23 protein-coding genes are annotated in these 21,388 nt (G+C 59.4%); 2 read left to right on the forward strand and 21 right to left on the reverse strand.

Annotated features, from left to right (window positions below; genetic code table 11):
* Nucleotides 1–517: 517 nt before the first annotated feature.
* The 21 genes from KVT28_RS04695 to KVT28_RS04795 all read right to left on the reverse strand — a co-directional run bounded on the left by KVT28_RS04695 (nt 518) and on the right by KVT28_RS04795 (nt 18,986).
* Nucleotides 518–1,753 carry a beta-ketoacyl-ACP synthase gene (locus KVT28_RS04695; RefSeq protein WP_192413685.1) on the reverse strand — a complete coding sequence of 412 codons (1,236 nt, stop codon included), beginning with the start codon at nt 1,751–1,753 and terminating at the stop codon, nt 518–520.
* Nucleotides 1,750–2,481, reverse strand: a complete 732-nt coding sequence (locus tag KVT28_RS04700) for a 3-ketoacyl-ACP reductase FabG2 (RefSeq protein ID WP_217546990.1) — start codon at nt 2,479–2,481, stop codon at nt 1,750–1,752. The genes KVT28_RS04695 and KVT28_RS04700 overlap by 4 nt, the downstream gene beginning before the upstream one ends.
* Nucleotides 2,478–2,951 (reverse strand): 3-hydroxy-fatty acyl-ACP dehydratase, encoded by a 474-nt coding sequence (locus KVT28_RS04705; RefSeq protein ID WP_217546994.1) that lies wholly within the window; start codon nt 2,949–2,951, stop codon nt 2,478–2,480. The genes KVT28_RS04700 and KVT28_RS04705 overlap by 4 nt, the downstream gene beginning before the upstream one ends.
* Nucleotides 2,944–4,101 carry a beta-ketoacyl-[acyl-carrier-protein] synthase family protein gene (locus KVT28_RS04710; RefSeq protein WP_217546998.1) on the reverse strand — a complete coding sequence of 386 codons (1,158 nt, stop codon included), beginning with the start codon at nt 4,099–4,101 and terminating at the stop codon, nt 2,944–2,946. The genes KVT28_RS04705 and KVT28_RS04710 overlap by 8 nt, the downstream gene beginning before the upstream one ends.
* Nucleotides 4,098–4,670 carry a DUF3261 domain-containing protein gene (locus tag KVT28_RS04715; protein WP_101760878.1) on the reverse strand — a complete coding sequence of 191 codons (573 nt, stop codon included), beginning with the start codon at nt 4,668–4,670 and terminating at the stop codon, nt 4,098–4,100. The genes KVT28_RS04710 and KVT28_RS04715 overlap by 4 nt, the downstream gene beginning before the upstream one ends.
* Nucleotides 4,667–6,988: an MMPL family transporter gene (locus KVT28_RS04720; protein ID WP_217547001.1), complete on the reverse strand. Its 2,322-nt coding sequence runs from the start codon at nt 6,986–6,988 to the stop codon at nt 4,667–4,669. The genes KVT28_RS04715 and KVT28_RS04720 overlap by 4 nt, the downstream gene beginning before the upstream one ends.
* Nucleotides 6,954–7,565 carry an outer membrane lipoprotein carrier protein LolA gene (locus tag KVT28_RS04725; protein WP_101760880.1) on the reverse strand — a complete coding sequence of 204 codons (612 nt, stop codon included), beginning with the start codon at nt 7,563–7,565 and terminating at the stop codon, nt 6,954–6,956. Before KVT28_RS04725 ends, KVT28_RS04720 begins: the two co-directional genes overlap by 35 nt.
* Complete coding sequence (locus KVT28_RS04730; protein ID WP_101760881.1) at nt 7,562–7,978, reverse strand: thioesterase family protein; 417 nt, start codon at nt 7,976–7,978, stop codon at nt 7,562–7,564. Before KVT28_RS04730 ends, KVT28_RS04725 begins: the two co-directional genes overlap by 4 nt.
* Complete coding sequence (locus KVT28_RS04735) at nt 7,971–9,665, reverse strand: glycosyltransferase family 2 protein (protein WP_217547003.1); 1,695 nt, start codon at nt 9,663–9,665, stop codon at nt 7,971–7,973. The genes KVT28_RS04730 and KVT28_RS04735 overlap by 8 nt, the downstream gene beginning before the upstream one ends.
* On the reverse strand, nt 9,659–10,006 hold the full coding sequence (locus KVT28_RS04740; RefSeq protein WP_217547008.1) for a hydroxymyristoyl-ACP dehydratase: 348 nt from the start codon (nt 10,004–10,006) through the stop codon (nt 9,659–9,661). The genes KVT28_RS04735 and KVT28_RS04740 overlap by 7 nt, the downstream gene beginning before the upstream one ends.
* Nucleotides 9,993–11,009: an AMP-binding protein gene (locus KVT28_RS04745; RefSeq protein WP_217547011.1), complete on the reverse strand. Its 1,017-nt coding sequence runs from the start codon at nt 11,007–11,009 to the stop codon at nt 9,993–9,995. Before KVT28_RS04745 ends, KVT28_RS04740 begins: the two co-directional genes overlap by 14 nt.
* The gene (locus KVT28_RS04750) at nt 11,006–11,560 is read right to left on the reverse strand and encodes a hypothetical protein (RefSeq protein WP_217547014.1); all 555 of its coding nucleotides are present in this window, start codon (nt 11,558–11,560) and stop codon (nt 11,006–11,008) included. Before KVT28_RS04750 ends, KVT28_RS04745 begins: the two co-directional genes overlap by 4 nt.
* Nucleotides 11,561–11,564: 4 nt before the next feature.
* On the reverse strand, nt 11,565–11,819 hold the full coding sequence (locus KVT28_RS04755) for an acyl carrier protein (RefSeq protein ID WP_101760886.1): 255 nt from the start codon (nt 11,817–11,819) through the stop codon (nt 11,565–11,567).
* A gap of 11 nt (nt 11,820–11,830) precedes the next feature.
* Nucleotides 11,831–12,088: a phosphopantetheine-binding protein gene (locus KVT28_RS04760; RefSeq protein ID WP_007887282.1), complete on the reverse strand. Its 258-nt coding sequence runs from the start codon at nt 12,086–12,088 to the stop codon at nt 11,831–11,833.
* 3 nt (nt 12,089–12,091) lie between these two features.
* Nucleotides 12,092–12,889, reverse strand: coding sequence for a 1-acyl-sn-glycerol-3-phosphate acyltransferase (locus KVT28_RS04765; RefSeq protein WP_110865892.1), 798 nt, complete (start codon nt 12,887–12,889; stop codon nt 12,092–12,094).
* Entirely contained in the window at nt 12,879–13,616 is a 738-nt protein-coding gene (locus KVT28_RS04770; protein ID WP_137385538.1) for a beta-ketoacyl synthase chain length factor, read from the reverse strand. Before KVT28_RS04770 ends, KVT28_RS04765 begins: the two co-directional genes overlap by 11 nt.
* Nucleotides 13,617–13,805: 189 nt before the next feature.
* A complete protein-coding gene (locus KVT28_RS04775) occupies nt 13,806–14,195 on the reverse strand; it encodes a hypothetical protein (protein ID WP_167391170.1) in 390 nt (129 codons plus the stop codon).
* Between the two features lie 234 nt (nt 14,196–14,429).
* Entirely contained in the window at nt 14,430–15,800 is a 1,371-nt protein-coding gene (locus tag KVT28_RS04780; RefSeq protein WP_137385537.1) for an efflux transporter outer membrane subunit, read from the reverse strand.
* Nucleotides 15,797–16,888 (reverse strand): HlyD family secretion protein, encoded by a 1,092-nt coding sequence (locus KVT28_RS04785; protein ID WP_110865890.1) that lies wholly within the window; start codon nt 16,886–16,888, stop codon nt 15,797–15,799. The genes KVT28_RS04780 and KVT28_RS04785 overlap by 4 nt, the downstream gene beginning before the upstream one ends.
* Nucleotides 16,885–18,552, reverse strand: a complete 1,668-nt coding sequence (locus KVT28_RS04790) for an MFS transporter (protein WP_101760892.1) — start codon at nt 18,550–18,552, stop codon at nt 16,885–16,887. The genes KVT28_RS04785 and KVT28_RS04790 overlap by 4 nt, the downstream gene beginning before the upstream one ends.
* 2 nt (nt 18,553–18,554) lie before the next feature.
* Nucleotides 18,555–18,986 (reverse strand): MarR family winged helix-turn-helix transcriptional regulator, encoded by a 432-nt coding sequence (locus KVT28_RS04795; protein ID WP_101760893.1) that lies wholly within the window; start codon nt 18,984–18,986, stop codon nt 18,555–18,557.
* Nucleotides 18,987–19,470: 484 nt separating this feature from the next.
* Between KVT28_RS04795 and KVT28_RS04800 the strand changes: the two genes are divergently transcribed.
* Entirely contained in the window at nt 19,471–19,728 is a 258-nt protein-coding gene (locus tag KVT28_RS04800) for a biofilm/acid-resistance regulator YmgB/AriR (RefSeq protein ID WP_101760894.1), read from the forward strand.
* A gap of 152 nt (nt 19,729–19,880) precedes the next feature.
* Complete coding sequence (locus KVT28_RS04805) at nt 19,881–21,380, forward strand: SulP family inorganic anion transporter (RefSeq protein WP_217547017.1); 1,500 nt, start codon at nt 19,881–19,883, stop codon at nt 21,378–21,380.
* The last annotated feature ends 8 nt before the right edge of the window (nt 21,381–21,388 follow it).

Consider the following 21,388-nt stretch of genomic DNA (forward strand, 5'->3'; position numbering starts at 1 on the left):
CCCCTAATGCAAACGAAGTGATAATCATTATTATTGCGGTTTGCGATTATGCGCACTCGTTGTGCGAAAGCAAGAAAAATCCCACTTTTTGCGTTCATATCATGGAGGAGTGGTGCAATGGGTACCCTGCCCGGTCATATAGGGTCGCCATTCATTCATGGCGACCAATGCTTATCACTGAAGAAAGGGTTTTGCTTTGACTAGGTAGCGGGCTCTGACACATCTGCTGTGTCACGGGCCGTCCTCGCGCCGCTAGCGCGGTGCCTTCGGCTTCCACGTCGTGCCAACGGACCGTTCGCGGATCGGCCTTCCCTGGCCGACCCCGAACTGCCTCACGCATCCATACGTGAGGCTCCTGGCCCAACGTAAAAGCCTCAGCGCTGCGAATAGCCCTTTTGCCGCAGCAGACGCGCCAGCGCCTCTGGCAACTGTGCCCTTTTCAACAACATGTACCGAAGCATCCGGCATGCGTTCGTCGCGGACTTAACTAACAAGCGCCATTCATGGCGCCCTGCTATCAGCCTTCGCGCCAGCGTTTAAACACCAGCGAAGTGTTAATCCCGCCAAAGGCGAAGTTATTGGATTGGATGTAATCTGTCTCAATCTGGCGCGCTTCACCGATGATGTAATCAAGTTCACCGCATTCAGCGGCCGGTTGTGACAAATTCAACGTCGGCGCAAACCAGCCTTCACGCATCATCTCAATGCTCATCCAGGCTTCCAGCGCCCCGCACGCGCCCAGCGTATGGCCAAAGTAGCTTTTCAGCGAAGAGATTGGCGTGCTGTTGCCATAGATCGCTGCGGTGGCCTGACTCTCGGCGATATCGCCGCGATCGGTGGCGGTGCCGTGGGCATTGATATAGCCAATCTGCTCCGCCGTGACACCGGCGGTTTTCAGCGCGCGCTCGATACAAATCTGCATGGTTTCACGCTGCGGCTGGGTGATATGCGCGGCATCGCAGTTGGTGTGGAAACCCACCAGCTCGGCATAAATGGTGGCTCCGCGCGCCTGCGCATGTTCCAGCGATTCGAGGATCAAGGTGCCTGCACCTTCGCCAATCACTAATCCGTCGCGCTGCTGGTCGAACGGCGCGGGCGACGTGTGCGGCGCGTCGTTACGCTGGCTGGTGGCGAACAGCGTGTCAAACACCGCCGCTTCGGATGGACACAGCTCTTCCGCCCCACCCGCCACCATCACGGTTTGATAACCGTGACGAATCGCTTCCCAGGCATAGCCGATCGCCTGGCTGCCCGACGTACAGGCGCTGGACGTCGGGATTACCCGGCCGCGCAGGCCAAAGAACAGGCCCGCGTTAACGGCGGTGGTGTGCGGCATCATCTGCACGTAAGTGGTGCCGGTAATGTTGTTGGTGTGCTTTTCCGTCAGCATAGTGGCAAATTCACTCACCGGTCCGGTGCTGCCGGTTGAGGAGCCGTAAGCAATGCCGGTTTCACCGCTGGTCAGCACCGGATGATCGATCAAACCGGCCTGCTCCAGCGCGAGTTCGGTGGCGCGCGTTGCCATCAGTGAGACGCGCCCCATCGAACGAATGCGTTTGCGCGTGTAATGCGCTGGCGGCGTAAAGTCGTCCACCGGCGCGCCGAGCAGCGTGTGCAAGCCGTCGTACACTTGCCATTCCGGCATATGGCGCACCGCATTTTTGCCCTGTTTGATCCGCTCAGCCACCGCGCTCCAGCGCTCACCAAAAGCGGTCACGCCGCCCATGCCGGTTACCACTACGCGCTGAATCACAGCATACCTCCATTGATTGAAATCACCTGACGCGTGACGTAGCCCGCGATGTCCGACATTAAGTAGCTGGCCAGTCCGGCGACTTCATCCGCCGCGCCCATGCGCTTCATCGGGATCAGCTTCATCGCCTCGTCAATCACCAGCGGCTCAAGATCGGTCATGCCGGTATCAATCAAGCCGGGCGCGATGCAGTTAACGGTAATTTTGCGTTTCGCCAGCTCAATCGCCAGCGCTTTGGTGGCACCGATAATGCCGGCTTTGGCCGCGCTGTAGTTGACCTGGCCGCGATTGCCCATGATCCCCGAGACCGAGGAGAGCGTAATAATACGTCCGCCCTTGCGCAGGCCAATCATCGGCATCACGCACGGATGAATCACGTTGTAGAAGCTGTCGAGATTGGTGTGGATCACGCTGTCCCACTCGTCATCGGTCAGCGCCGGGAACGCCGCATCGCGCGTGATGCCCGCATTGCTCACCACGCCGTAGTAGGCGCCGTGTGCGGCGATATCCTGTTCCAGTGCGCTGCGTGTGGCATCGCGCTGCGCCACGTCAAACTGCAAGGTACGCCCACATCCGCCCGCCGCCTCAATCTCAGCCAGCGTCTGCGCGGCACCGGCGCTGTCGCGGTGATAATGCGCCACTATCTCAAAGCCATCCTGCGCCAGACGCAGTGCGATGGCGCGGCCAATACCTTTACTTGCGCCGGTCACTAAAACGCTGCGTGTCATGGCTGAACTCCTTGTTGCAATTGAATTAACTCGTGTTCATTGGGCTGATAGGTATTCAGCCGCCCGCTGGCAATGATCGCCTCGCCGCAGCGGATCTCCCCTTCAAAGCTGCCCAATCGGTCGTCACGCATCAGCAGGCGCATCTCAACGCGCAGCGTGCTGTTGGCGGCGAAAGCGGCGCTGCTGGCACGATAACCGCGTCCGCCAAGCAGCATGCCGGGACGAATCTCACTGTCGCCGCGCTGACGCGCATGAAAGCCCGACCAGACGCCAACGGTCTGCGCCATGATCTCCACGCCGTACCACGCCGGTAAATCGCCCTGTGCGGTGAGAAAAGGGGCCAGCACGCCTGTCGCGTTGATACTGACTTCGCAGATCACGCTGTCGTCGCTAACCTGGATGACGCGATCCAGCAGCAGCATCGGTGCACGATGCGGCAAATAAGCATCTACCGGCAGAAAATCACTCATAAGGCTTTCCTACAATCAGGCAGGTATTGTTCCCGCCAAAAGCAAACGAATTTGAGGCAATCACCGGGCGCGCCAAAGGCTGCGGCGTGGTGATCAAACCGCACGCCGGCAGCGAAGTATCGTGTACCGCCAGCGAGAAATCCTGCGGCGGCAGCGGCAGATGCTGCTGCAGAATCAGTGCGGCTAAAGCCGCTTCGGTGGCGCCCGCCGCGCCCAGCGTGTGGCCGGTCAGGTGTTTGGTTGAGCTACACGGCACGCGATCACCAAACAGGCGGTGAATCACCGCAGACTCCACCTGATCGTTCAGCGGCGTGGCGGTACCGTGCAGGTTGATGTAACCAACATCCTGCGGCTGTAAACCCGCCTGTTGCAGCGCCATCAGCATAGCGCGCTCGGCGCCGACGCCTTCAGGATGCGGTGCCGACATGTGCCACGCGTCCGACGATTCACCGCAGCCGAGCAGCGCCAGCGGCTGCTTTTCGCGCGTCAGCAGCAGCAGCGCGGCAGCTTCACCAATCGAAATGCCGTCGCGATCGGCGCTAAACGGCGCGCAGTGACGTTCAGAGAGTGAATCCAGGCTGGCGAAACCGTTAATCGGCATACGACTTAGCGAATCCGCGCCGCCCACCAGCGCCACGTCCGCTAAACCAGCATCAATCAAACGTTGGCCGCTAATTATGGCGCGCGCACTGGATGAGCAGGCAGTCGAAATGGTGTAAGCCGGACCGTCCAGCGCTAAAAAATGCGCCAGGAAGCGTGATGGATCGCCAAGCTCCTGCATGCGGTAATCGTAGCCCGACAAGGCGTCATCCACCTGACGATCGCCTTCATCCACGCCGGAGGTGCTGGTGCCAAGCACAATCGCCACGCGATCGCGCCCATATTGCGCGATCGCCGCATCCACTACCGGGCGTATCTGCGCCAGCGCGGCCAGCAGCAGCTGATTGTTGCGGGTGTTATGCGCCGCCAGCGCGGCAGGAATCAGCGGCAACGCGCCCTGCACTTCGCCCAGCCAGCAGCGTTTGCCGTCTTGCAGCCAGCCGTCACGCGGTTGCATGCCGGGCGCGTGGCCCGCTTGCAACTGTGTGGCGATGTGCGCCAGGTTGTTGCCCAGCGCATTCACCATGCCAAAGGCGGAGATGTAAATCATGATGAGGCATCCAGATGTTGGATTTGAATCTGATAACCAAACGCACGTTGATCGATGCTGATCGGCTCACGCAACTCGCCGCGTTGCAGATAGCGAATCAGCGTCACCACCTTGCCGGCGGGATCGCGCAGCTCGCGACGATCGTCGATGTCGGTCAGCGTCCAGCCACGCGGCAACTGCGGCTGCCACGCGCTGATCGGCCAGTGGCTCAGCATCACATCCGCCAACACCTGACTGGCGGGCGGCATTTCCGGCAGCGCCATCATCTGCTGCGTGTGAATGCCGTTCTTATCATAGGTGACGCGGAACAGGCGAATGCCAAGCGATGACAAACCGGCGAGGCTCAGCTGCTGTGAATCCGCGCTCAGCAGCACCAGCAGCGACTGGGTTTTGCCTTTGGCGTGGCCGGTCAGCAACTGCTGCTGCTGAAACGCGGGCGAGATGCCCGGCGCCGGCAACGTGACGCGCACGCCCGGTTTCAGCCACGCGGTTGGCCGGTTGAGGTCGCTCTGATGCTGCGCGCAGCCGCTTACCAGCAGGCTTAACAGCAGCAAAATGCCCATTTTCATCGTTGCTTCCTTTTCCCCGGAGCCAGCGCCAACGGCGCCAGCAAGAATGCACAAAAAATCCCGCTGCACAGCACGGTGCCAAAACCGCTGATGGCGGCGGTGCTGCTGAACACCAGCATGCCGAGCGTTAACAGTGTGGTCATCATCGCCAGCGTCACCGCCAGCATGGAGGTTAACGGCGTGCCGCGCGGATTGCTGAAGAACAGCGTGTAGTTGATGCCGATGCCCAGCACCAGAATCAGCGCCAGCAAGGCAAACAGATTGAGGCTCGCGCCGATCCAGCCCAGAGTCGCCAGCGCCGCCGCCAGCGACAGCCACGACGGCAGCGCGCTGCGCATCCCGGCTTTTACGCCCAGCCGTAGCATGTAGCTGCCGGTAATCAGCAATAATGCCAGCGCCAGCAATCCGCTCAGCAGCGTGCGCCAGAAGCGGAACAGTTCATCATAGCTGGCCTTGCGATCAACCCAACTGACGCCCGCCTGCTGGGATGCCAGCTGCTGCAACGCGGCGCTGTTCTTAACGCCGCCGATCGGCACCAGCACGCTGCTGCGTCCGTCCGGCAGCGACAGCCACAGCAGCCGCCAGCCTTCACTCTGCGGGCTCGCCAGCCAGTCGGCGGCGGTCACCGGCATGGCGCTGAGATTGGCATTCGCTACAGTAATGCCCGCCTGCTTCAATCGATCCAGAATGGTTGGTGCAGCCTGCTGTAGCAGCGCTACATCCTGCTGCTGTTGCGCCAGCGAACTCAGCGGCAGCACGCGATAACTTTTGAACCAGCCTTGCTGCTGCGCCTGCTGCAGCTTCGGTGTTAGCGCGCTCAGCCGTTGCAGCGCTTGCTGTTCATCATCGCCCCACACCACAAACCAGGTTTGATCGGCCTGCTGACCGGTCAGCTGCGCCAGCTGACGATCCTGCGCTAACAGCTGCGCCGGGGCGCTTTGCAGATGGGCAATATCATCATCGACCTTGAGTTGTAGCATGCCGCTCAGCGCATAGATCGCCACCAGCGCCGGTAAGCCGCGCTTCAGCCAGTTATTGCGTCGCCACGCGGCCAGCCAGCGCGCCAGCCATACCATCGCCGGAATCGGTCGCACCGGTAAACCGCGTACCAGCCACGGATAAAAACAGATCACCGTCAGGCAGGATGCGCTTAATCCGCTGGCGGCAAATACCGCCAGCTGGCGCAAGCCGGGGAACGGTGCCAGCAGCATCAGCAGCCAGGCAATCGCCGTGGTGCCGAGCGCCAGCAGCAACGTGCCACGCACCTTATGCAAACTTTGCCACGGCGTGGCTTGCTCGCCGTGCACCATGCGTTCCGTCAGATAGTAGAGCGTATAATCGGCCGAGATACCCACAATGCTGAGGCTCATCACTAAGGTGGTGAGATGCAGCTCACCAAAACAGAGCAGCGTCAGCACCGTGCCCGCCATCGCGCCCATCGCCACCGACAATGCACAGAGCGCCAGCGGCCGTAATGAACGGAACACCAGCCACACCAGCAGCAGCAACCCCGCTAACGTTGCGCTGCCGAGGGTTTCGACATCATGCTGCGCGCGCTGGCTGGCATCGTCGCTAAACAGCACCGTGCCACGCGTCAGCAGTTGCGCATCCGGCCAGCGGGTTTTCAGCTGTTGCTCCAGCTGATTAAGCGCGGTCACCAGCTGATGGCTCTCTTTGATACTGAAAGCATTGCTCGCCAGCTCGCCGTGCAGGAAATACCAGCGGCGCTGCTGCGCATCCTTGACCGTCAGCCAGCCGTTATGCAGCAGCATTTTATTGGCGTTCTGCTGCATCGCCAGCTGTGCGCCGCGCACCAGCAGCAGCGGATCGTGGCCGATCTCTTTGCTGCCGACGCCCGCGAAGGCCGAGAACAGCTGCGCCAGAATCCAGTCAGCCTGCGCGTCACCGCCGTTCTGCAAGCGCGCGCGCGTGGCCGGATCGATCAAGTCGTTGCGATGTTGAAACGCATAGGCGCCCCAGCGCTGCATCTGATCGTCATCCAGCGCGCCGCTCACCTGTTTCAGCATCGGCAAGGCTTGCAGCTGCGCTTGCCACCAGGCCGCAACCGCATCGCCGTGGTGATCGTTGGCGCTCACCAGCCACACCAGCTGACGATCGAGGCGCTGCATAAAGCCGTGCTGGATCTCCGCTGGTGCCTGGCCGAGGTTTTGCTGCGGCAATAACGCCAGCACGCTGCTGTTCAGCTGGCTGCGCGGCAGCAAAACCGCCAGCGCCAGCGCTAACGTCAGGCACACCGCCAGCCACAGCAGCGCAACGGTTTTTTCACTGCGCTGGGGCAAAACGGGCTCGCTCTTCATCGGTTAACTGTTTCGGTTCGGTGCGGGTAGCGCTAAGGGTGATCTCGGTTTTATCGCCCTGCTTATCATCCAGCGTGATGCGATTGAGAAACGCCTCGCCTTGCAGATCGATACGGTTAAAGATCTTATTCAGCGGCGCGGCTTTCGGCGTCAAACCAAGTTGCCAGCGGTTGTTGCCCAGATCGTGGAAATCGAGCGCAAAATTCTCACGCAGCACCTTTTCATCTGCCTGGAACAGCGCGCGCAACAGATGGTTGAACTGGAACATCTGCGGATTGCTGTCGGCGGTGATCACCTGCGGCGGCTGACCGCTCATGCTCTGCACCATGCGCTTATCATCAAGGATCAGCATCAGCGGGAACGGCGTGGCTTGCTGCCACCACAAACCCTGCTGCTGGGCGATCAGCAGCTGACCGCGTGACACCAGCGGCTGCGCCATCCCGGCAATGGTGCGCACCTGAACAAAATTGGCGCGGATCACCGGCTGACTGGCGAAGCGCTGTTGCAACTGCTCGAGCGTGACCGCGCTGGCGTTGGCGCAGATCACCAGCAGCAGCAGACAAAGGGTTCTGATCACGGTTTCACTCCCAGGCGTTCAAACAGAATATCGGGCGAGACAAAACACATCTCCTGCGTCGCTGCATTAACCGCCACCTGCAGCGTGTGTGCTTTGGTGGTCACCTGCCCCGCCGCGTTGCGGATCACATAATCAATGCGTAAACGGTTTTCGTATTCGCTGATACTGGCGACGACGCGGACCACCTCTTCGCAGCGCAGCGGCTGGCGGTATTTCACATGGGTATCGACCACCGGCCAGACGTAGCCGCTGGCGGCCATTTCGCCGTAGCTGTAATTGACGCTGCGCAGCAAGGCTTCGCGCGCCACTTCAAAAAAGCGGAAATAGTTGCCGTGCCACACCACGCCCATCGGATCGCAGTCGTGAAACGACACGGTAATGTCCACCTCAGCGCGGTAGTTGCTTTCACTCATCGCGGCTTTTCTCCTCGGGCAACGTCCAGAAATCGTAAAAGTTAAACCAATCCAGCGGCGCCATCAGCGCGTGCTGTTGTAACCGTTCGGCGTAGCGATCGACGGTGGCCTGTAACGCCTGCTGGCGCTGGGCGCGCGGCAGCGAGAGCGGATCGGCAAAGGCTTCGCAGTGCACCCGCAATCGCCCCTGTTCGCGCAGGGCGAACATCAGCAGCACTGGACAGCGCAACGCCGCCGCCAGCACAAACGGTCCCTGGGGAAACGGTGCAGGATGGCCCATAAATTCACTCCACACCACGCGACGCTCGCCGCCGCGCTGGCGATGCACGGCGGTACGATCGCCAACAATCGCCACCCATTCACCGGCATCGAGTTTTTGCTGCAGCAGAATGGCGGTGTCCGGACCGATATCGGTGACCGGCAGCAGATTGACGCCCGCCTGCGGTGCAATGCTCTCCAGCACTTCGCGGAAGCGTTGCGCATTGTCAGTAAACACCAGCGCATTAATCACCAATCCGCTGACCTGTTTGGCCATCGCGCGGCAGGCTTCGATATCACCGAGATGCGAGGCCAGGATAAGATGGCCTTTGCCCTCGGCGGCGCGAATGGTGGCTTCCGCACCTGGCGCGAAATCAATGTCGCGTCCCCATTGCAGATCGCCGCGCCAGCTAGCGACTTTATCCAGCATGCTGTAGCCGAAACGCAGAAAGTGACGATAGCTGCTGAGCGGCGCAGGCAGCGCGATGTTCTGCCGCTGCGCCATCGCCCGCACTCGCGTCAGCCACTGCTGCGAGGCGGCGCGCGCGGTGCGTCCGGTTAGCCAGTAAACCGCCACCACCGGCCACAGCAGCAAGATAAAAGGCAAGCGTCCGGCGCGGCGATAGAGCCACAGCATAAAGCGCAAACCGCTCTGCCCGCGTCGTTCCGGCGTTGCAGACCAGTGTTGCGCATCACTACGCTGACGCAGCAACTGCGGGATGCGTGGCAACATGCCGAAGAACAGCCGCGTGTGCATCCATGAGATGCGCAGGTTGTCACGCAGCGCATCAAAGTGCGATACGCCGCTGGCTGGATAGGTCACGCGCGTGGTGATAAAACGGCTCGGCGTGCCCTGCCAATAGAGGCGCACCATGATTTCGGTGTCGAAATCCATGCGCTGACCAATCGGACGGCGATCGCACAACGCCAGCGATGGCGCGAGCGGATAGACGCGGAAGCCGCACATGCTGTCTTTCAGCGAGAACGACAGCGTTTCCACCCACACCCAGAAATGGGTGATGTAGCGGCCATAGAGGCGCGATTTGGGAATCGAGGCGTCGTAAAGCGGCTGACCGGAGATCAGACAGTGCGGATAACGCTGCGCTTCGGCCAGCATACGCGGCGTGTCTTCCACCTGATGCTGGCCATCGGCATCGAGTTGCAGCGCGTGGCTGTAACCTGCCGCCGCCGCCGCGCGCATCCCGGCAATCACCGCCGCGCCTTTGCCCTGATTGTGGGGTAGCGTCAGCACCCGCAACTGCGGTACCTCCAGCGCCGCAATCTGCTGTTTGGTGGTGGCATCGCTGCCGTCATCCACCAGAATCACCGGCAAGTTGAACGGTGCCAGCCGCGCCAGCACCGACGCCAGCATCGCGCCGTGGTTATAGCAGGGAATCAGCACACAAGGCGTGAAGTGAGAACTCAACACAGGCGGATCTTCCCGCTGCTGGCCACCGTCGCCACATCGCCGTTGATCAGGCTGTAGCTGAAACTGAGCAGCGATTTTTCTGCCTGCCACTGCAGCTGTAACGCCAGTTCGGCATCCGGCGGCACCGGCTGCTGGAACTTGATATTGTCAATCGCGGCGAAAGATTTACCGATGGCTAAACGCGTCAGGCCGTAATGCAGCGCCCAGTCGAGCTGCGCCACGCCGGGCAGAATTGGCAGCGTCGGGAAATGGCCGCGAAACCAAAAGAGATCGGCAACAACGTGCAGGCGCAATGTCAGTGTATCGCCCTGCTGTTCGGCATGCAGTTCAACCGGCAGCATCAAATAACTCCTCAATTTGTGGCCAGGCGCGTTTACTTTGTGCGGTGACAGGAATCGACGTCACCACGCGCCAATAGCGCGGAATCGCCACCGGCTCCAGCCAGGGTTGCAGGGCGCGTTTCCACTCAATTTTTAGCTGATGCAGCGTCGCCGCATCCAGCATCTCAGGCAGCGCCAGCACCACGCCAATCGCGTGACGACCGTGACGCTGAATCGCCAGCGCGGCGGCATCTTCCACGCCGGGCAACGCCAGCAGGCGGCGTTCAATTTCACTCAGCGATACGCGTTTATCTTCGATCTTCACCACGCGATCCTGACGTCCCGCCAGCTGAAACTGGCCGGACGGTTGCTGCACGATACGATCGTCGAGCGCGCAACCGTCATCGGTTTCCAGCAAGGCGGAAAACACCCGCCAGCGTCCGGCGTCCTGCTCACGCAGGGTAATCTGCGGGAAACAGTGCCACAGCGCGTTCTCCTCACGTGCAGAGCGCCAGGCAATCACATGGCAATCACGTAAGCGTGCGCCCCACAAGCTGGAGAGCCAGCGGGCTTCAAGATCCAGCGCGCGCAGCGATTTCACTACGCGACGCGGCGTGCCGGTCGAACCAGAGGTGAACAACACCAGCGTGGCGTCGGCGGCGATTGGCGGTAACGCACCGCTCGCCAGTGCGTCGTCCCAGCGCAGCTGCGGCAGCGCGACTGCCAGCGGCATATCACTGATCACGCCATCCAGGCTGTCGGCCATCTCTTCCAGCTGGGCCGCGCGACAGTGTCCGGGGATCACCGGCGTTTTACCGGCGTGCCACAGCGCCAGCAGCGCGGCGGTAAACGCATAGCTGTTATCAAAGCACAGCGCCCAATATTGGCCGGGCTGGTTTTGCAGCCGATCGGCCAGCGCCCGTACCTGCTGACGCAAGGTGTGCAGCGTATGTTGCTGTTGGCCGTGCCAGGCCACCATGCGATCCGGCGCGCTGAACCAGTCGCGAAGGCTATGTAAGTTCATGCCTGTTTCCTTATGCGCTGACGCAGCAGCCATTCGCCGCCCATCAGCGTGCCCATCAGCAGATAGCTGATGCACCCATTCCAGAGTGTCCAGAGCGTGACATCATTGAGCAGGCAGGTGAGCAACGCCACGCTGCCGTTGAAGATGAAAAAGCCGCACCACACTTGCGTCACGCGGCGGGTATAATGCACCGCGCGCGGTGGCAGATCCGGTTCGCGCAGCCGTGCCAGCCGCTCTACCAGCGGCATGGGGCTCCACAGCGACGCGCCAAACAGCAGCAGCATCGATGCATTGACCACCAGCGGATACCACAGCAGCAGATGTTGCGATCGCAGCAGCAGGCTGGCGAGGCATAACGCGCTGCCCACCAGCGACAGCAGCAGCATCACGCGCGCCATCGGCCCGGCGGCGCGGCGCAGCGTCCAGACGCGCAGCACAAACAGCAGCGCCAGCAGGCCCGTCACGCCGCGCCACTGTGGCTGGGTGAGGGTTAACCACACCAGAAACGGCCACGCCAGCAGCGCCGCTCCGTTTAGCAGCCGCAGCAGCATGCGATCAGGCTTCGTCGCGCATCAGTTGATCGACGGCATCCACCACATCCTGCACGGTACGCACCGCGCGGAAGGTTTCCGGTTTGATCTTACGGCCAGTACGCTTTTGCAGATGCACCACCATATCGACCGCATCGATGCTATCCAGCTCGAGGTCTTCATACAGGCGGGCGTCCGGACGAATATCATCCGGCTCAATTTCAAACAGCGAGGTGAGCAGCGAAGCCACTTCCTGGTAAATTTCGTTTTTGTTCATCATGTTGACTGCTCTCAGGCTTGCTGTTGTTCAACAAACGCGGCCAGTGTAGCCACGGAAAAAAAGTGCGCGCGCAGCGTTTCGCTCTCGGCGGAGAGCTGTACGCCGAAGCGATTTTTCACCGCCAGTCCCAGCTCCAGCGCATCGATTGAATCGAGGCCCAGCCCCTCGCCAAACAGCGGTGCGTCGGTTTCGATGTCGTCAGGGCTGATATCTTCCAGATTCAGCGTGTCGATAATCATCTGTTTGATGTCGTTAATCAGTACTTGCATAACTTAGTTGGTCTCTTCAGGCACCAGCGCCTGTTGCAGATGACGCGTCAGACGACGTGCGGCCAGCGGCTGCGAATCCTCTTCGGCCTCACTAAAGGCGTGGCTGGCAATACGCGATTGTACGCGTACAGTAAAAATCGGTTTAACCAGCGGAATCTGATACCAGCGGCTTTGCTTATCGAGCATGCGCTCGGTGCAGCTGATGTGCACCACACGCAAATCGCAGCCCGCGCGCACCGCAATGTTGGCGGCACCGCGCTGCAGCTTCAGCGGCTCGCCATAACGTGTGCGCGTGCCTTCCGGGAAAATCAGAATGGTATCGCCGCGCGCCAGTCGCTGCTGGCTGTCTGGCAGCAGCGTATCGGCTTCGCTGTTAATCAGGTAATCGGCGGCGCGAATCACGCCACGGAAGAAAATGTTGTGCTGCAGCTCGGCTTTCACCAGGCAATCCATCTCCGGCAGCACCGACGCGATCATCACGTAATCGATCAGTGACGGATGGTTGGCGACGATCAGGCAGCCGCGATCCTGACGCAGCTGTTCTGCGCCAATGATCTGGTAATCGTAAACCCCGACAAAGCGGCAGAAACGCAGGAAGCAGCGGAAGCTCCAGGCGATGCTGCTGCGGGCGATATGGCGACGGCGCAGGCCATCACGCTGCACCAGTAACAGCAGATTGAACCAAATCAGCGACAGTAGCAGGCCGCCCACGCTGAACAGCGTAAAGCTGACGGCGGTCATCACCAGCCGCCAGTAATAGTTGAAACCGGGACGCGCCTCGGTCAGCGAATTATCCACCATGCAGACGCTCCCAGTGCCACTGATGGCGCTCGCCGGCCACGCTAAAACGTGGCGTGTTGTGCAGCATCGCCGCCAGAAATTGCAGACTTTGCGGCAGAGGGTTGTGCAGCTCAGCGGGTTTGCCGGCCTGCGCTTCGCAACGCCATGCCTCGCCCGCCCGTAGCAGCAGCGCTACCGCGTACGGCGCATTAAAGCGATCGATTTCCGGTAGCCACGGACGGTAGTAATCCGGCACCACGCCGTCAAAATCCACCAGCAGCACCTGCGCATAACCCGCCTGATGCAGCGCCGCCACTTCTATCAATCCTTGCTGGAAGCTATCAATACCGGCCGAAACCGAGGATGAAACCAACGGCTGACGCGCGGCGATGGTCAAACTGCCCACCGCTGAGTTGTGAACCGACATGGCGAAATCGGTGGGCGACAGCGCTTGCTGTTCCGCCAGCGCGGTGAGAATGCGCAGATTACGCTCCAGTTCGCCGTGGCGACTGGTGAAGACGATGGCGTCCACGCTATGCCGCGCCAATAACGCCAGCCCGCATTCAACCGCAGCACGGCTGCCGGCGCTGAGACGACGCGCGGTCATCATCGGCAAAAATTGGGGTTTCGCGATAGGTTGCGTGGCATCTAACGCCGGTGCCTGTTGCGCCCAACGTTGCCACTCTTCTGCGGTGCTGTTGCCCGGCGCGATGGCGTGCCAGTCAACAAGGGAGTAAGCGAGTTTCATACCTGTATTCTTTCTTCAGCCTCAGGGATGGTCCGGTTTTCGCTGCGCGGCATCCCTTCCTTGCTCTCTATACCCGTCATCCCATGCGGATGTCGCCGATTAACAAGGCGGGCACGTGGCCCGCCTGTTTCTATTTCGGCAGCGTTACGGCTAACTTTACAACATTATGTCAGCAATCACGCTTCGCGCTTATTTAGCGGCTTCAACCGCCAGTCGCGTCTGGATGCCCTGGCTCAGGTTCTGAATCCAGCGGTTATAGTTGCGGTGAATCTGACCGCTGCCTGCTTTCAGATTCTGGCTGCTGACATACTGGATTTGATAACTGTTCGCGGTGTAGTTCACGCGAATATCCGCGGTATGTCCGCGCTCGGCCAGGTGACCATTCATCACGCCTGGACCCGCTGGCGTCATCACCCAATGGTTAGCGGCGCCCGCCTGGACGATAGCTTGCTTCATTTGCTCATCCGAGTAGCTCTGACCCACGGTCTGGCTAACATTCTGGATCGGCGCGGTACGCGGCGCACAGCCGGTTAACAGGACCGCAGTAACTAACAACGCAAAACCGATTTTTTTATTCATCATTTCCTTTTCTTCCCCTGTCTTTGCATGCCGCTTAAGTGAGCGACCGCGCTGGTAAACTTACCAACACTGTTCCGTTCAGACTGTGTAAAGCGGGCGGATAATAACATTATTTGTAAAGACAAGTAAAAAGAAGCATGAATGACTTTAGAATCGTTTACTGCCGATTTAAAACCAGACGCAGGCCGTTTTACGGCGGAATTTCTACCGAAAAATGGCCTTGCGACATGATGTTTAACCCTGCCAGCCGCCGCCGAGCGAACGATATAGATCGATTTGCGCTAACAGCAGCGTATTTTTTACTGACACGATATTCAGCTGAGTGCTGAACAGCGTGCGCTGGGCGTCCAGCTCATCCAGATAAGAGGCGTAACCATTTTGGTAACGGTTGTGGGCAATGCGATACGCTTCCGCCACGTAGCTCTCCTGTTTCTGCAACTCCGCCAGCTGCTCCTCGCTACGGCGAATGGCATCCAGCGCGTTATCCACGTCGGAGAAGGCGTTACGCACCACTTTTTCATAACCGTACAGCGCCTGATTACGCGTCGCCATCGCCACATCCACCTGAGCAGTCAGCGCTTCGCGATTCAACAGCGGAGCCAGAATGCTGCCGCCGATGCTCCACAGGCGGAACGGATTATCCAGCAGCTGATGCAGTTCGCTGCTTTGCAAGGTGCCGCTGGCGGTGAGATTGAGCGACGGCAACAGTTTGGCCTGGGTTGACGCCAGTGACGCGTCGGCGGCCAGCAGCTGGCGCTGCGCCTGCACAATATCGGGACGGCGATTCAGCAACTGCGACGGCAGCAGCGATGGCAGGGTTTGCGGCTTGATGTGGTCGAACTGGCTGCTGCGCGCAATTTGGCGCGGATTCATGCCCACCAGCACGCTAAGCGCGTTCTCCTGCTGCTCGATCTGATGCTGCAACTGCGGGATCTGCGCTTTGGCGGTTTGATATTCCGAGGCGGCCTGCATCCATTCAAGGCGCGAGGTGTAGCCGGTTTCAAACTGGCGCTGCGCCAGGTTGAGCGAGTTTTTGCGCGTCGCCAGCGTTGCCTGGGTTACGCGCAGCTGTTCATCCAGCGCACACAAGCTGAGATAGCCCGATGCCACCGAACTGGCGACGGTGAGCTCAGCGGCAGAAGCGGCAGCACGCTGCGCATCCAGCGAAGCTTCTGCAGCGCGAATGCTGTTGCTGCGGCTGCCCCATAAATCCACCTCGTAGTTAGCCTGCAGCAATCCCTGAAATACCGCGTTTTCATACGGCTGACCGGTGGCCGCCGACAGCGCACGCTGATGCGTAGCCGCCACGCCCGCCGACAGCGTTGGGAAATTATCGCCCTGCGCGGCACGCAACTCGGCACGGTATTGATCCACGCGCGAACGCGCGGTGAGGACATCGCTGTTGTGCTGCAGCGCCTGCGTGACGAGGCGATTAAGATTGGCATCGCCAAAATTCTGCCACCATTGCGCCTCCGGCAGCGCATGCGGGCCCACCTGCTGACGCCAGCTCTCAGGAATCGGCAACGATGAGGGCGCTTTTTCCACTTGCGTTGCACAGCCGCTCACCATCAATGCCACACAGGTGGCTAACAATAAGCGCCTCATGGCGCATCCTTGTGCGGCTCTGCGGCGGTATCAATGCTTACTTCCACTGACATGCCCGGACGCAGTGCTTGCAGATCGTCATTCAAAATTTTGATGCGCACCGGAATGCGCTGGGCAATTTTCACAAAGTTGCCGGTGGCGTTATCCGGCGAGATAGCACTGAATTCGGAACCGGCGGCAGGCGAAATAAACTCGACGCGGCCATCGTAGTGCTTACCGTCCAGCGCATCGACGCGGATATTCACCGGCAAGCCAGGACGTACGCGCGCCAGCTGGGTTTCTTTGAAATTCGCGATGATCCATTTGTTTTCTGGCACCACCGAGGTCAAACGCGTACCGGCGGTCACATAGCTGCCTTTACGCACCGACAGCTGACCGAGCTGGCCGCTGTCTGGCGCGATGATGCGCGTATTCGCCAGGTCGATATTTGCCAACTCCAGCGCCGCCTGCGCACTGGCAACATCGCCCTGCAGTGACGCGCGATTCACCACCACAGTTTGCAGATTCTGTTGTGAAACGGCCACCTGCGCATCCGCCTGACGCAACTGTGCCTGCGCCTGGGCGTTCGCTGCGCGCGCGGCGTCGCGCTCACGTACCGACAGCGAGCCATCAGCCGCCAGATTCTCAACGCGCTTGAGATCGAGGCTGCTTTTCAGCGCCTGCGCTTTGGCATTTTCCAGCGCCGCTTTATTGCTGAGAATGTTGGCTTCGGCACTTTTACGCTGCTGCTGGTTATTATTCTGCGCGGCGATTTTCATATCCAGCTGCGCCTGCGCCTGATGCACGCGCTGACGATAGATACGATCGTCGATGGTCATCAGCAGTTGGCCTTTGGTCACTGGCTGCAAATCCACCACGTTCACTTCGGTCAGATAGCCATTCACCTGCGGGCTGATAAAGGTTACCTGGCCACGCACGTAGGCGTTTTCCGTGGACTGAACGGTGCTGGTGAACGGCCACAGCTGCCAGGCATAGAGGATCACCAGCACGCCGACGATGACAATGCCGCTGCCAGCGGCGATGGAAAGAATGCGTCGGCGGTTGGTGCGCTCGCGCTCCGCCGCCTGAATGTCGTCCTGTTGGCTCATGAATTCTCCGTCGGGGTTACTGGTTGTGCCGCATTCATTTTAGTCTGACGCCAGTTGATATAGCGTAAGCGCGTCAGGCGATACAGCACCCAGATTAAGGTGATGAAAGCCAGCGCGGCGGTAAGAAGATAAGTATCGTTATAGGCCAGCACGTTGGCTTGCAGCGTCGCCACCGTTTGCAACTGGCTGCTGCTTTGCGCGCTGAGCAGCACGCTATCCGGCAACTGGCTGCTAAACAGCGAGCTGTACTGGCTAAGGCGTTCGGTCACGTTGGGATCCAGCTGCGACAGCTGATCGCCCAGCAGGCTGGAGTGGTATTTTTCGCGCCACGTCTGGAACGTGCCGAGAATGGCCGCGCCAATAAGGCCGCCTAAGTTCTGGCTCATGCCGAACAGCACCGAGAAGCTGACCAGGTTTTTCGGTTGCGTCACCACGCCGCCAATCCCCAGCAGCATGGCAGGCCCGAGGAAGAAGGCGCTGCCGAAACCGAGCAGAAACTGGCTAAAGTAGAGATTGTGGGCACGCGTCAGCGGGTTGGATTGCGCATCCATCAGCGAGGCGACGATCATCACCACCAGCGACACGACAATTGGCCAGCTCAGATGCGTAGGTTTGATGGTTAATGCGCTGGCGATCATGCCGCAAATCACCCCGGCAATGATCGCTAACGCCAGACCGCGCATCTGATCGTTGAGTAAGCCGAGTTGCTGCAGGAAACCGACCGCGCCGGTGTTTTGCTCGGCCAGCAGAATACGCATCATGATCATCACAATGCCCAGCCGCACAATCGTGCCGTTGCTGAGCCAGCGGGTATTCAGCAACGGATTCTTACGATTGTGCTCGACGACAATCGCCGCCACGATCAACACCAACGCCAGCGCCAATGCCACACCGAGCCACGGCGTGCTGAACCACCATTCGATGCGGCCCAGCGACAGCACCGCGCACAGCAGCGCCATGCCCGGCGCCATCAACATGAAGGTGAGGAAATCCATCTTTTCAAAGGCTTTGATGCGGTCGCCGGGCGGCAGTTTCACCACCAGCACGCAGCCCAGCGAGATCATCGCCAGACCGAGTTCAAACAGGTATAAACCGCGCCACTCTTGCAGCTGCAGCAGTTCGGTGGAGAACAATCGTGCCAGCGGAATCGCCAGCTGCGATGCGGTGATGCCAATCACCAGGGCTTTAAGCCGATGCTTCGCCGGCCAGGCCTGAATCTGGTAATAGATGCCGAGCGAACTGAGCGCCGCGCCGACCATGCCGTGCGCGGTGCGGACAATGATCGCCGAGCTGAGATCGTTAGCCAGCAGGTGGAAAAATGCCACGATCACATACAGCACCAGAAACGCTTCGGTGAACAGCCGCAGACCAAACTGCTGGCGGAACTTCACCAGCAGCAGGTTGATGGAGATGTTGCCCATCACATATACCGCGGGCAGCCAGGCGATCTCATTGCTGTAGGCGCCGAAGGTGCCTTGCAGATTGGTAAGGTTGGCAGAGACCAGCGCGTTACTCAGCGCGCCGGTAATCGAAATCAATAAGCCAATGATGCCAAACGCGATGCGCTTCGAAGGCGAATGCAGCGGCGTTGAGGGCGAGCCCGGCAGCATCGGCTTCTCATGCGGCAGCCATTCGCGCGGAGCATAAGGATTACGTTTTGCCACGGTTAAACGCTTCCCAGACGCGCGAGCAGCTGTTGCAGCACCTGTTCCGTTATCGCCAGCGATGCAGGATCGATATCCGCCAGCAACTGTGCACGTAGCGCATCGGCCTGCGTTTTCACTTCGGCAAAGGCCACGCTGCCCTGCTCCGTCAGAATCAGCAGGCGTTTGCGGCGATCTTCCGGCGGCTGCACGCGCGCCAATAGCTGCTGCTTCACCAGACGATCCACCAGCGGCACGACGCTGGCCTCTTCCAGACCAAGCAACTGCGCCAGCGCTTTTTGCGTTGGCGGCTCGGCGGCGGTGGCAACGCTGGCAATTGCCATCCAGCTGCTCATGCTCAGTCCGCTCTCTTTGAGGCGACGATCGACAGCCAAACGCCACGCGTGCGCGGTGAGATGCAGCAAACGAGAAAAGGGTTGGGGATAGTCGCTCAAAACGTAGTGGCCTAATGGTTAGGTATCTAACTAAACGGGAGCGTTATTATAAGGTAAGCCGCTCGCCAATGAAAATTTTGCTTACACCTGCAAACGTAGTTGGCAGGACAAAAAATCTCCAGCTTTCTTTATCAGTTGTACAACTCACCGAAAATTTGGCGGTTTGGGCTTATTCTTGTATAGCTTTTAGAAAACATTACAAATCATAAGTAACTGTTAAATAAGGGCTAGCACAAATTGCTTAAAATCCAGCTTGTACAAGTTGTGCTGGATTGTATAAGTTTACGTCCCGTGAGCCAGGAGATGGCTCCGTAACGAATGATGCACTTTGCGTCGCCTCTGAAAGTGTTGTGGATTTCCACCTTCAGAGGTGTCTTTTTGCGTTGGTTGATGAGTTGGGTGTTGCGCGCCTGTCCGCGTGCAAATTTTTTCATCATGGAGCTGAAGGCACATTGCCATCAGGCCGATCTTAAGGGCTTCACATATGCAAAACGCCGCACACAGTAGCGCTGCCATCGCTGACTATTTCAAACTGGCCGGTAACAGCGACAGCAGTGAAATGGAAGTTTTCGGGCAGATCATCGCCGAAATCCTGCAAGCCGGTATGCCGGTTTCTAATAAAGCGATTATTGCTTCGCTGATTAACCGTCTTGAGATGGAAAGCGATGTGATTCAGCTGGATATTTATCGCCATCTGCTTGAATTGGTTGTGAATAAAACACCTGACGATCTCGCGGTCTAAAGCCGGATTCCAGGGATGGAATCACCCTCACCTGACCCAACGCGCTAGCGTCTCACCTTATTGCCCGGTAACATCCCTTCTCGGAAAATCCTAACTGGTTACTGCCGTACCGCGACGGTATGCGCACAATAATAAAAGAGCCTGCACAATTTATGAGTCAACCAACTGAGCGCACCACTGCGGTGGAGAGCGATATCACTGTGGGGCGCGTTTTACGTTCGCCTGCCCTGCTAACCCGCGAGTGTCTGGCCGGCATTATTACCGCGCTGGCGCTGATCCCGGAAGTTATCTCCTTCTCCGTGATTGCCGGTGTCGATCCTAAAGTCAGCCTTGTTGCCTCGGTGGTGCTGTGCCTGACGCTGTCGATTCTGGGTGGTCGTCCGGCGATGGTCACCGCAGCGGCCGGTTCGGTGGCGCTGGTGATCGGCCCAATGGTGCATGCGCACGGCGTTGAATACATCCTGCCGGCGGTGATTATGGGCGGCATTATCCAGATTATCTTTGGGCTCGCTGGGTTGTCGCGCATGATGCGCTATATCCCGCGTTCGGTGATGATCGGCTTCGTTAACGCCCTCGGCATCCTGATCTTCTTTGCGCAGGTCCCGCACGTTTGGGGACAATCCGAGTTGGTGTGGGTGCTGTTCGCCGTTACGCTCGCCATCGTGCTGCTGCTACCAAAAGTGCTGAAAAGCGTCCCTTCACCGCTGGTGGCGATTGTGGTGGTGACGGCGGTGGCGTTGCTGCTTGGCTATCGCGTACCGAACGTGGGCGATGAAGGGCCAATGACCGCCGGTCTGCCAGGCTTCACGACGCTGCTGGTCCCAATCAATCTGCACACGCTGCAAATCATCTGGCCCACCGCCTTGAGCATCGCCTTTGTGGGTTTGATGGAATCATTGCTGACCGCCAAACTGGTGGATGACATCACCGATACGCCTTCCGCTAAACGCCGCGAATCCTGGGCGCTGGGCGTCGGCAATATTCTTGCGGGCTTCTATGGCGGCATCGCCGGTTGCGCGATGATTGGCCAAACCATCGTTAACGTCGAGCTGGGCAAAGCACGTACGCGTGTTTCGACGGTCGCGGCGGGTATCGTGCTGCTGTTATTAGTGACCGGACTGAGCCAGATTATGGCGCAGATCCCGATGGTAGTACTGGCGGGCATTATGATGGTGGTAGCGGTGAAAACCGTGAACTGGCACAGCCTTCAGCCGGCAACGCTGAAACGCATGCCGTGGTCGGAAACCTTTGTAATGGTGCTGACGGTGGCGGTCACCGTGTGGACCGGTAACCTGGCGATTGGCGTGCTGGTTGGTGTGATTCTGGCGATGATGCTGTTCGCACGCCGCATCGCTCACGTGATTCACGCTGAACGCCAGCTGAGCGAGGATGGCCAACAGGTCAATTACACCGTGCGCGGCCCGCTGTTCTTTGGTAGCAGCAATGATTTGTTTGAACACTTCAATTACGGCCACGATCCAAAAACTGTCACCATCGATTTGACGCATGCGCAGATTTGGGACGCTTCCAGCGTGGCGGCCCTTGATGCTATCGAATATCGCTATCAGCGCCATGGAGCGAACGTCACCTTTATCGGGCTGGATAACCGCAGCAGCGATTTCCGCGAGCGGCTGAGTGGCAATCTGGGATAGAAATATTA

This window comes from Pantoea sp. GbtcB22 (assembly GCF_019091025.1).
Taxonomy (GTDB): domain Bacteria; phylum Pseudomonadota; class Gammaproteobacteria; order Enterobacterales; family Enterobacteriaceae; genus Pantoea; species Pantoea leporis.

Excerpts from the sequence above, each read along its gene's own strand:
- KVT28_RS04700 (WP_217546990.1), bottom strand. The coding sequence starts at position 2,481 with ATGACACGCAGCGTTTTAGTGACCGGCGCAAGTAAAGGTATTGGCCGC.
- KVT28_RS04705 (WP_217546994.1), bottom strand. The coding sequence starts at position 2,951 with ATGAGTGATTTTCTGCCGGTAGATGCTTATTTGCCGCATCGTGCACCG.
- KVT28_RS04710 (WP_217546998.1), bottom strand. The coding sequence starts at position 4,101 with ATGATTTACATCTCCGCCTTTGGCATGGTGAATGCGCTGGGCAACAAC.
- KVT28_RS04715 (WP_101760878.1), bottom strand. The coding sequence starts at position 4,670 with ATGAAAATGGGCATTTTGCTGCTGTTAAGCCTGCTGGTAAGCGGCTGC.
- KVT28_RS04720 (WP_217547001.1), bottom strand. The coding sequence starts at position 6,988 with ATGAAGAGCGAGCCCGTTTTGCCCCAGCGCAGTGAAAAAACCGTTGCG.
- KVT28_RS04730 (WP_101760881.1), bottom strand. The coding sequence starts at position 7,978 with ATGAGTGAAAGCAACTACCGCGCTGAGGTGGACATTACCGTGTCGTTT.
- KVT28_RS04740 (WP_217547008.1), bottom strand. The coding sequence starts at position 10,006 with ATGCTGCCGGTTGAACTGCATGCCGAACAGCAGGGCGATACACTGACA.
- KVT28_RS04745 (WP_217547011.1), bottom strand. The coding sequence starts at position 11,009 with ATGAACTTACATAGCCTTCGCGACTGGTTCAGCGCGCCGGATCGCATG.
- KVT28_RS04750 (WP_217547014.1), bottom strand. The coding sequence starts at position 11,560 with ATGCTGCTGCGGCTGCTAAACGGAGCGGCGCTGCTGGCGTGGCCGTTT.
- KVT28_RS04755 (WP_101760886.1), bottom strand. The coding sequence starts at position 11,819 with ATGATGAACAAAAACGAAATTTACCAGGAAGTGGCTTCGCTGCTCACC.
- KVT28_RS04760 (WP_007887282.1), bottom strand. The coding sequence starts at position 12,088 with ATGCAAGTACTGATTAACGACATCAAACAGATGATTATCGACACGCTG.
- KVT28_RS04765 (WP_110865892.1), bottom strand. The coding sequence starts at position 12,889 with ATGGTGGATAATTCGCTGACCGAGGCGCGTCCCGGTTTCAACTATTAC.
- KVT28_RS04770 (WP_137385538.1), bottom strand. The coding sequence starts at position 13,616 with ATGAAACTCGCTTACTCCCTTGTTGACTGGCACGCCATCGCGCCGGGC.
- KVT28_RS04775 (WP_167391170.1), bottom strand. The coding sequence starts at position 14,195 with ATGAATAAAAAAATCGGTTTTGCGTTGTTAGTTACTGCGGTCCTGTTA.
- KVT28_RS04780 (WP_137385537.1), bottom strand. The coding sequence starts at position 15,800 with ATGAGGCGCTTATTGTTAGCCACCTGTGTGGCATTGATGGTGAGCGGC.
- KVT28_RS04785 (WP_110865890.1), bottom strand. The coding sequence starts at position 16,888 with ATGAGCCAACAGGACGACATTCAGGCGGCGGAGCGCGAGCGCACCAAC.
- KVT28_RS04800 (WP_101760894.1), top strand. The coding sequence starts at position 19,471 with ATGCAAAACGCCGCACACAGTAGCGCTGCCATCGCTGACTATTTCAAA.
- KVT28_RS04805 (WP_217547017.1), top strand. The coding sequence starts at position 19,881 with ATGAGTCAACCAACTGAGCGCACCACTGCGGTGGAGAGCGATATCACT.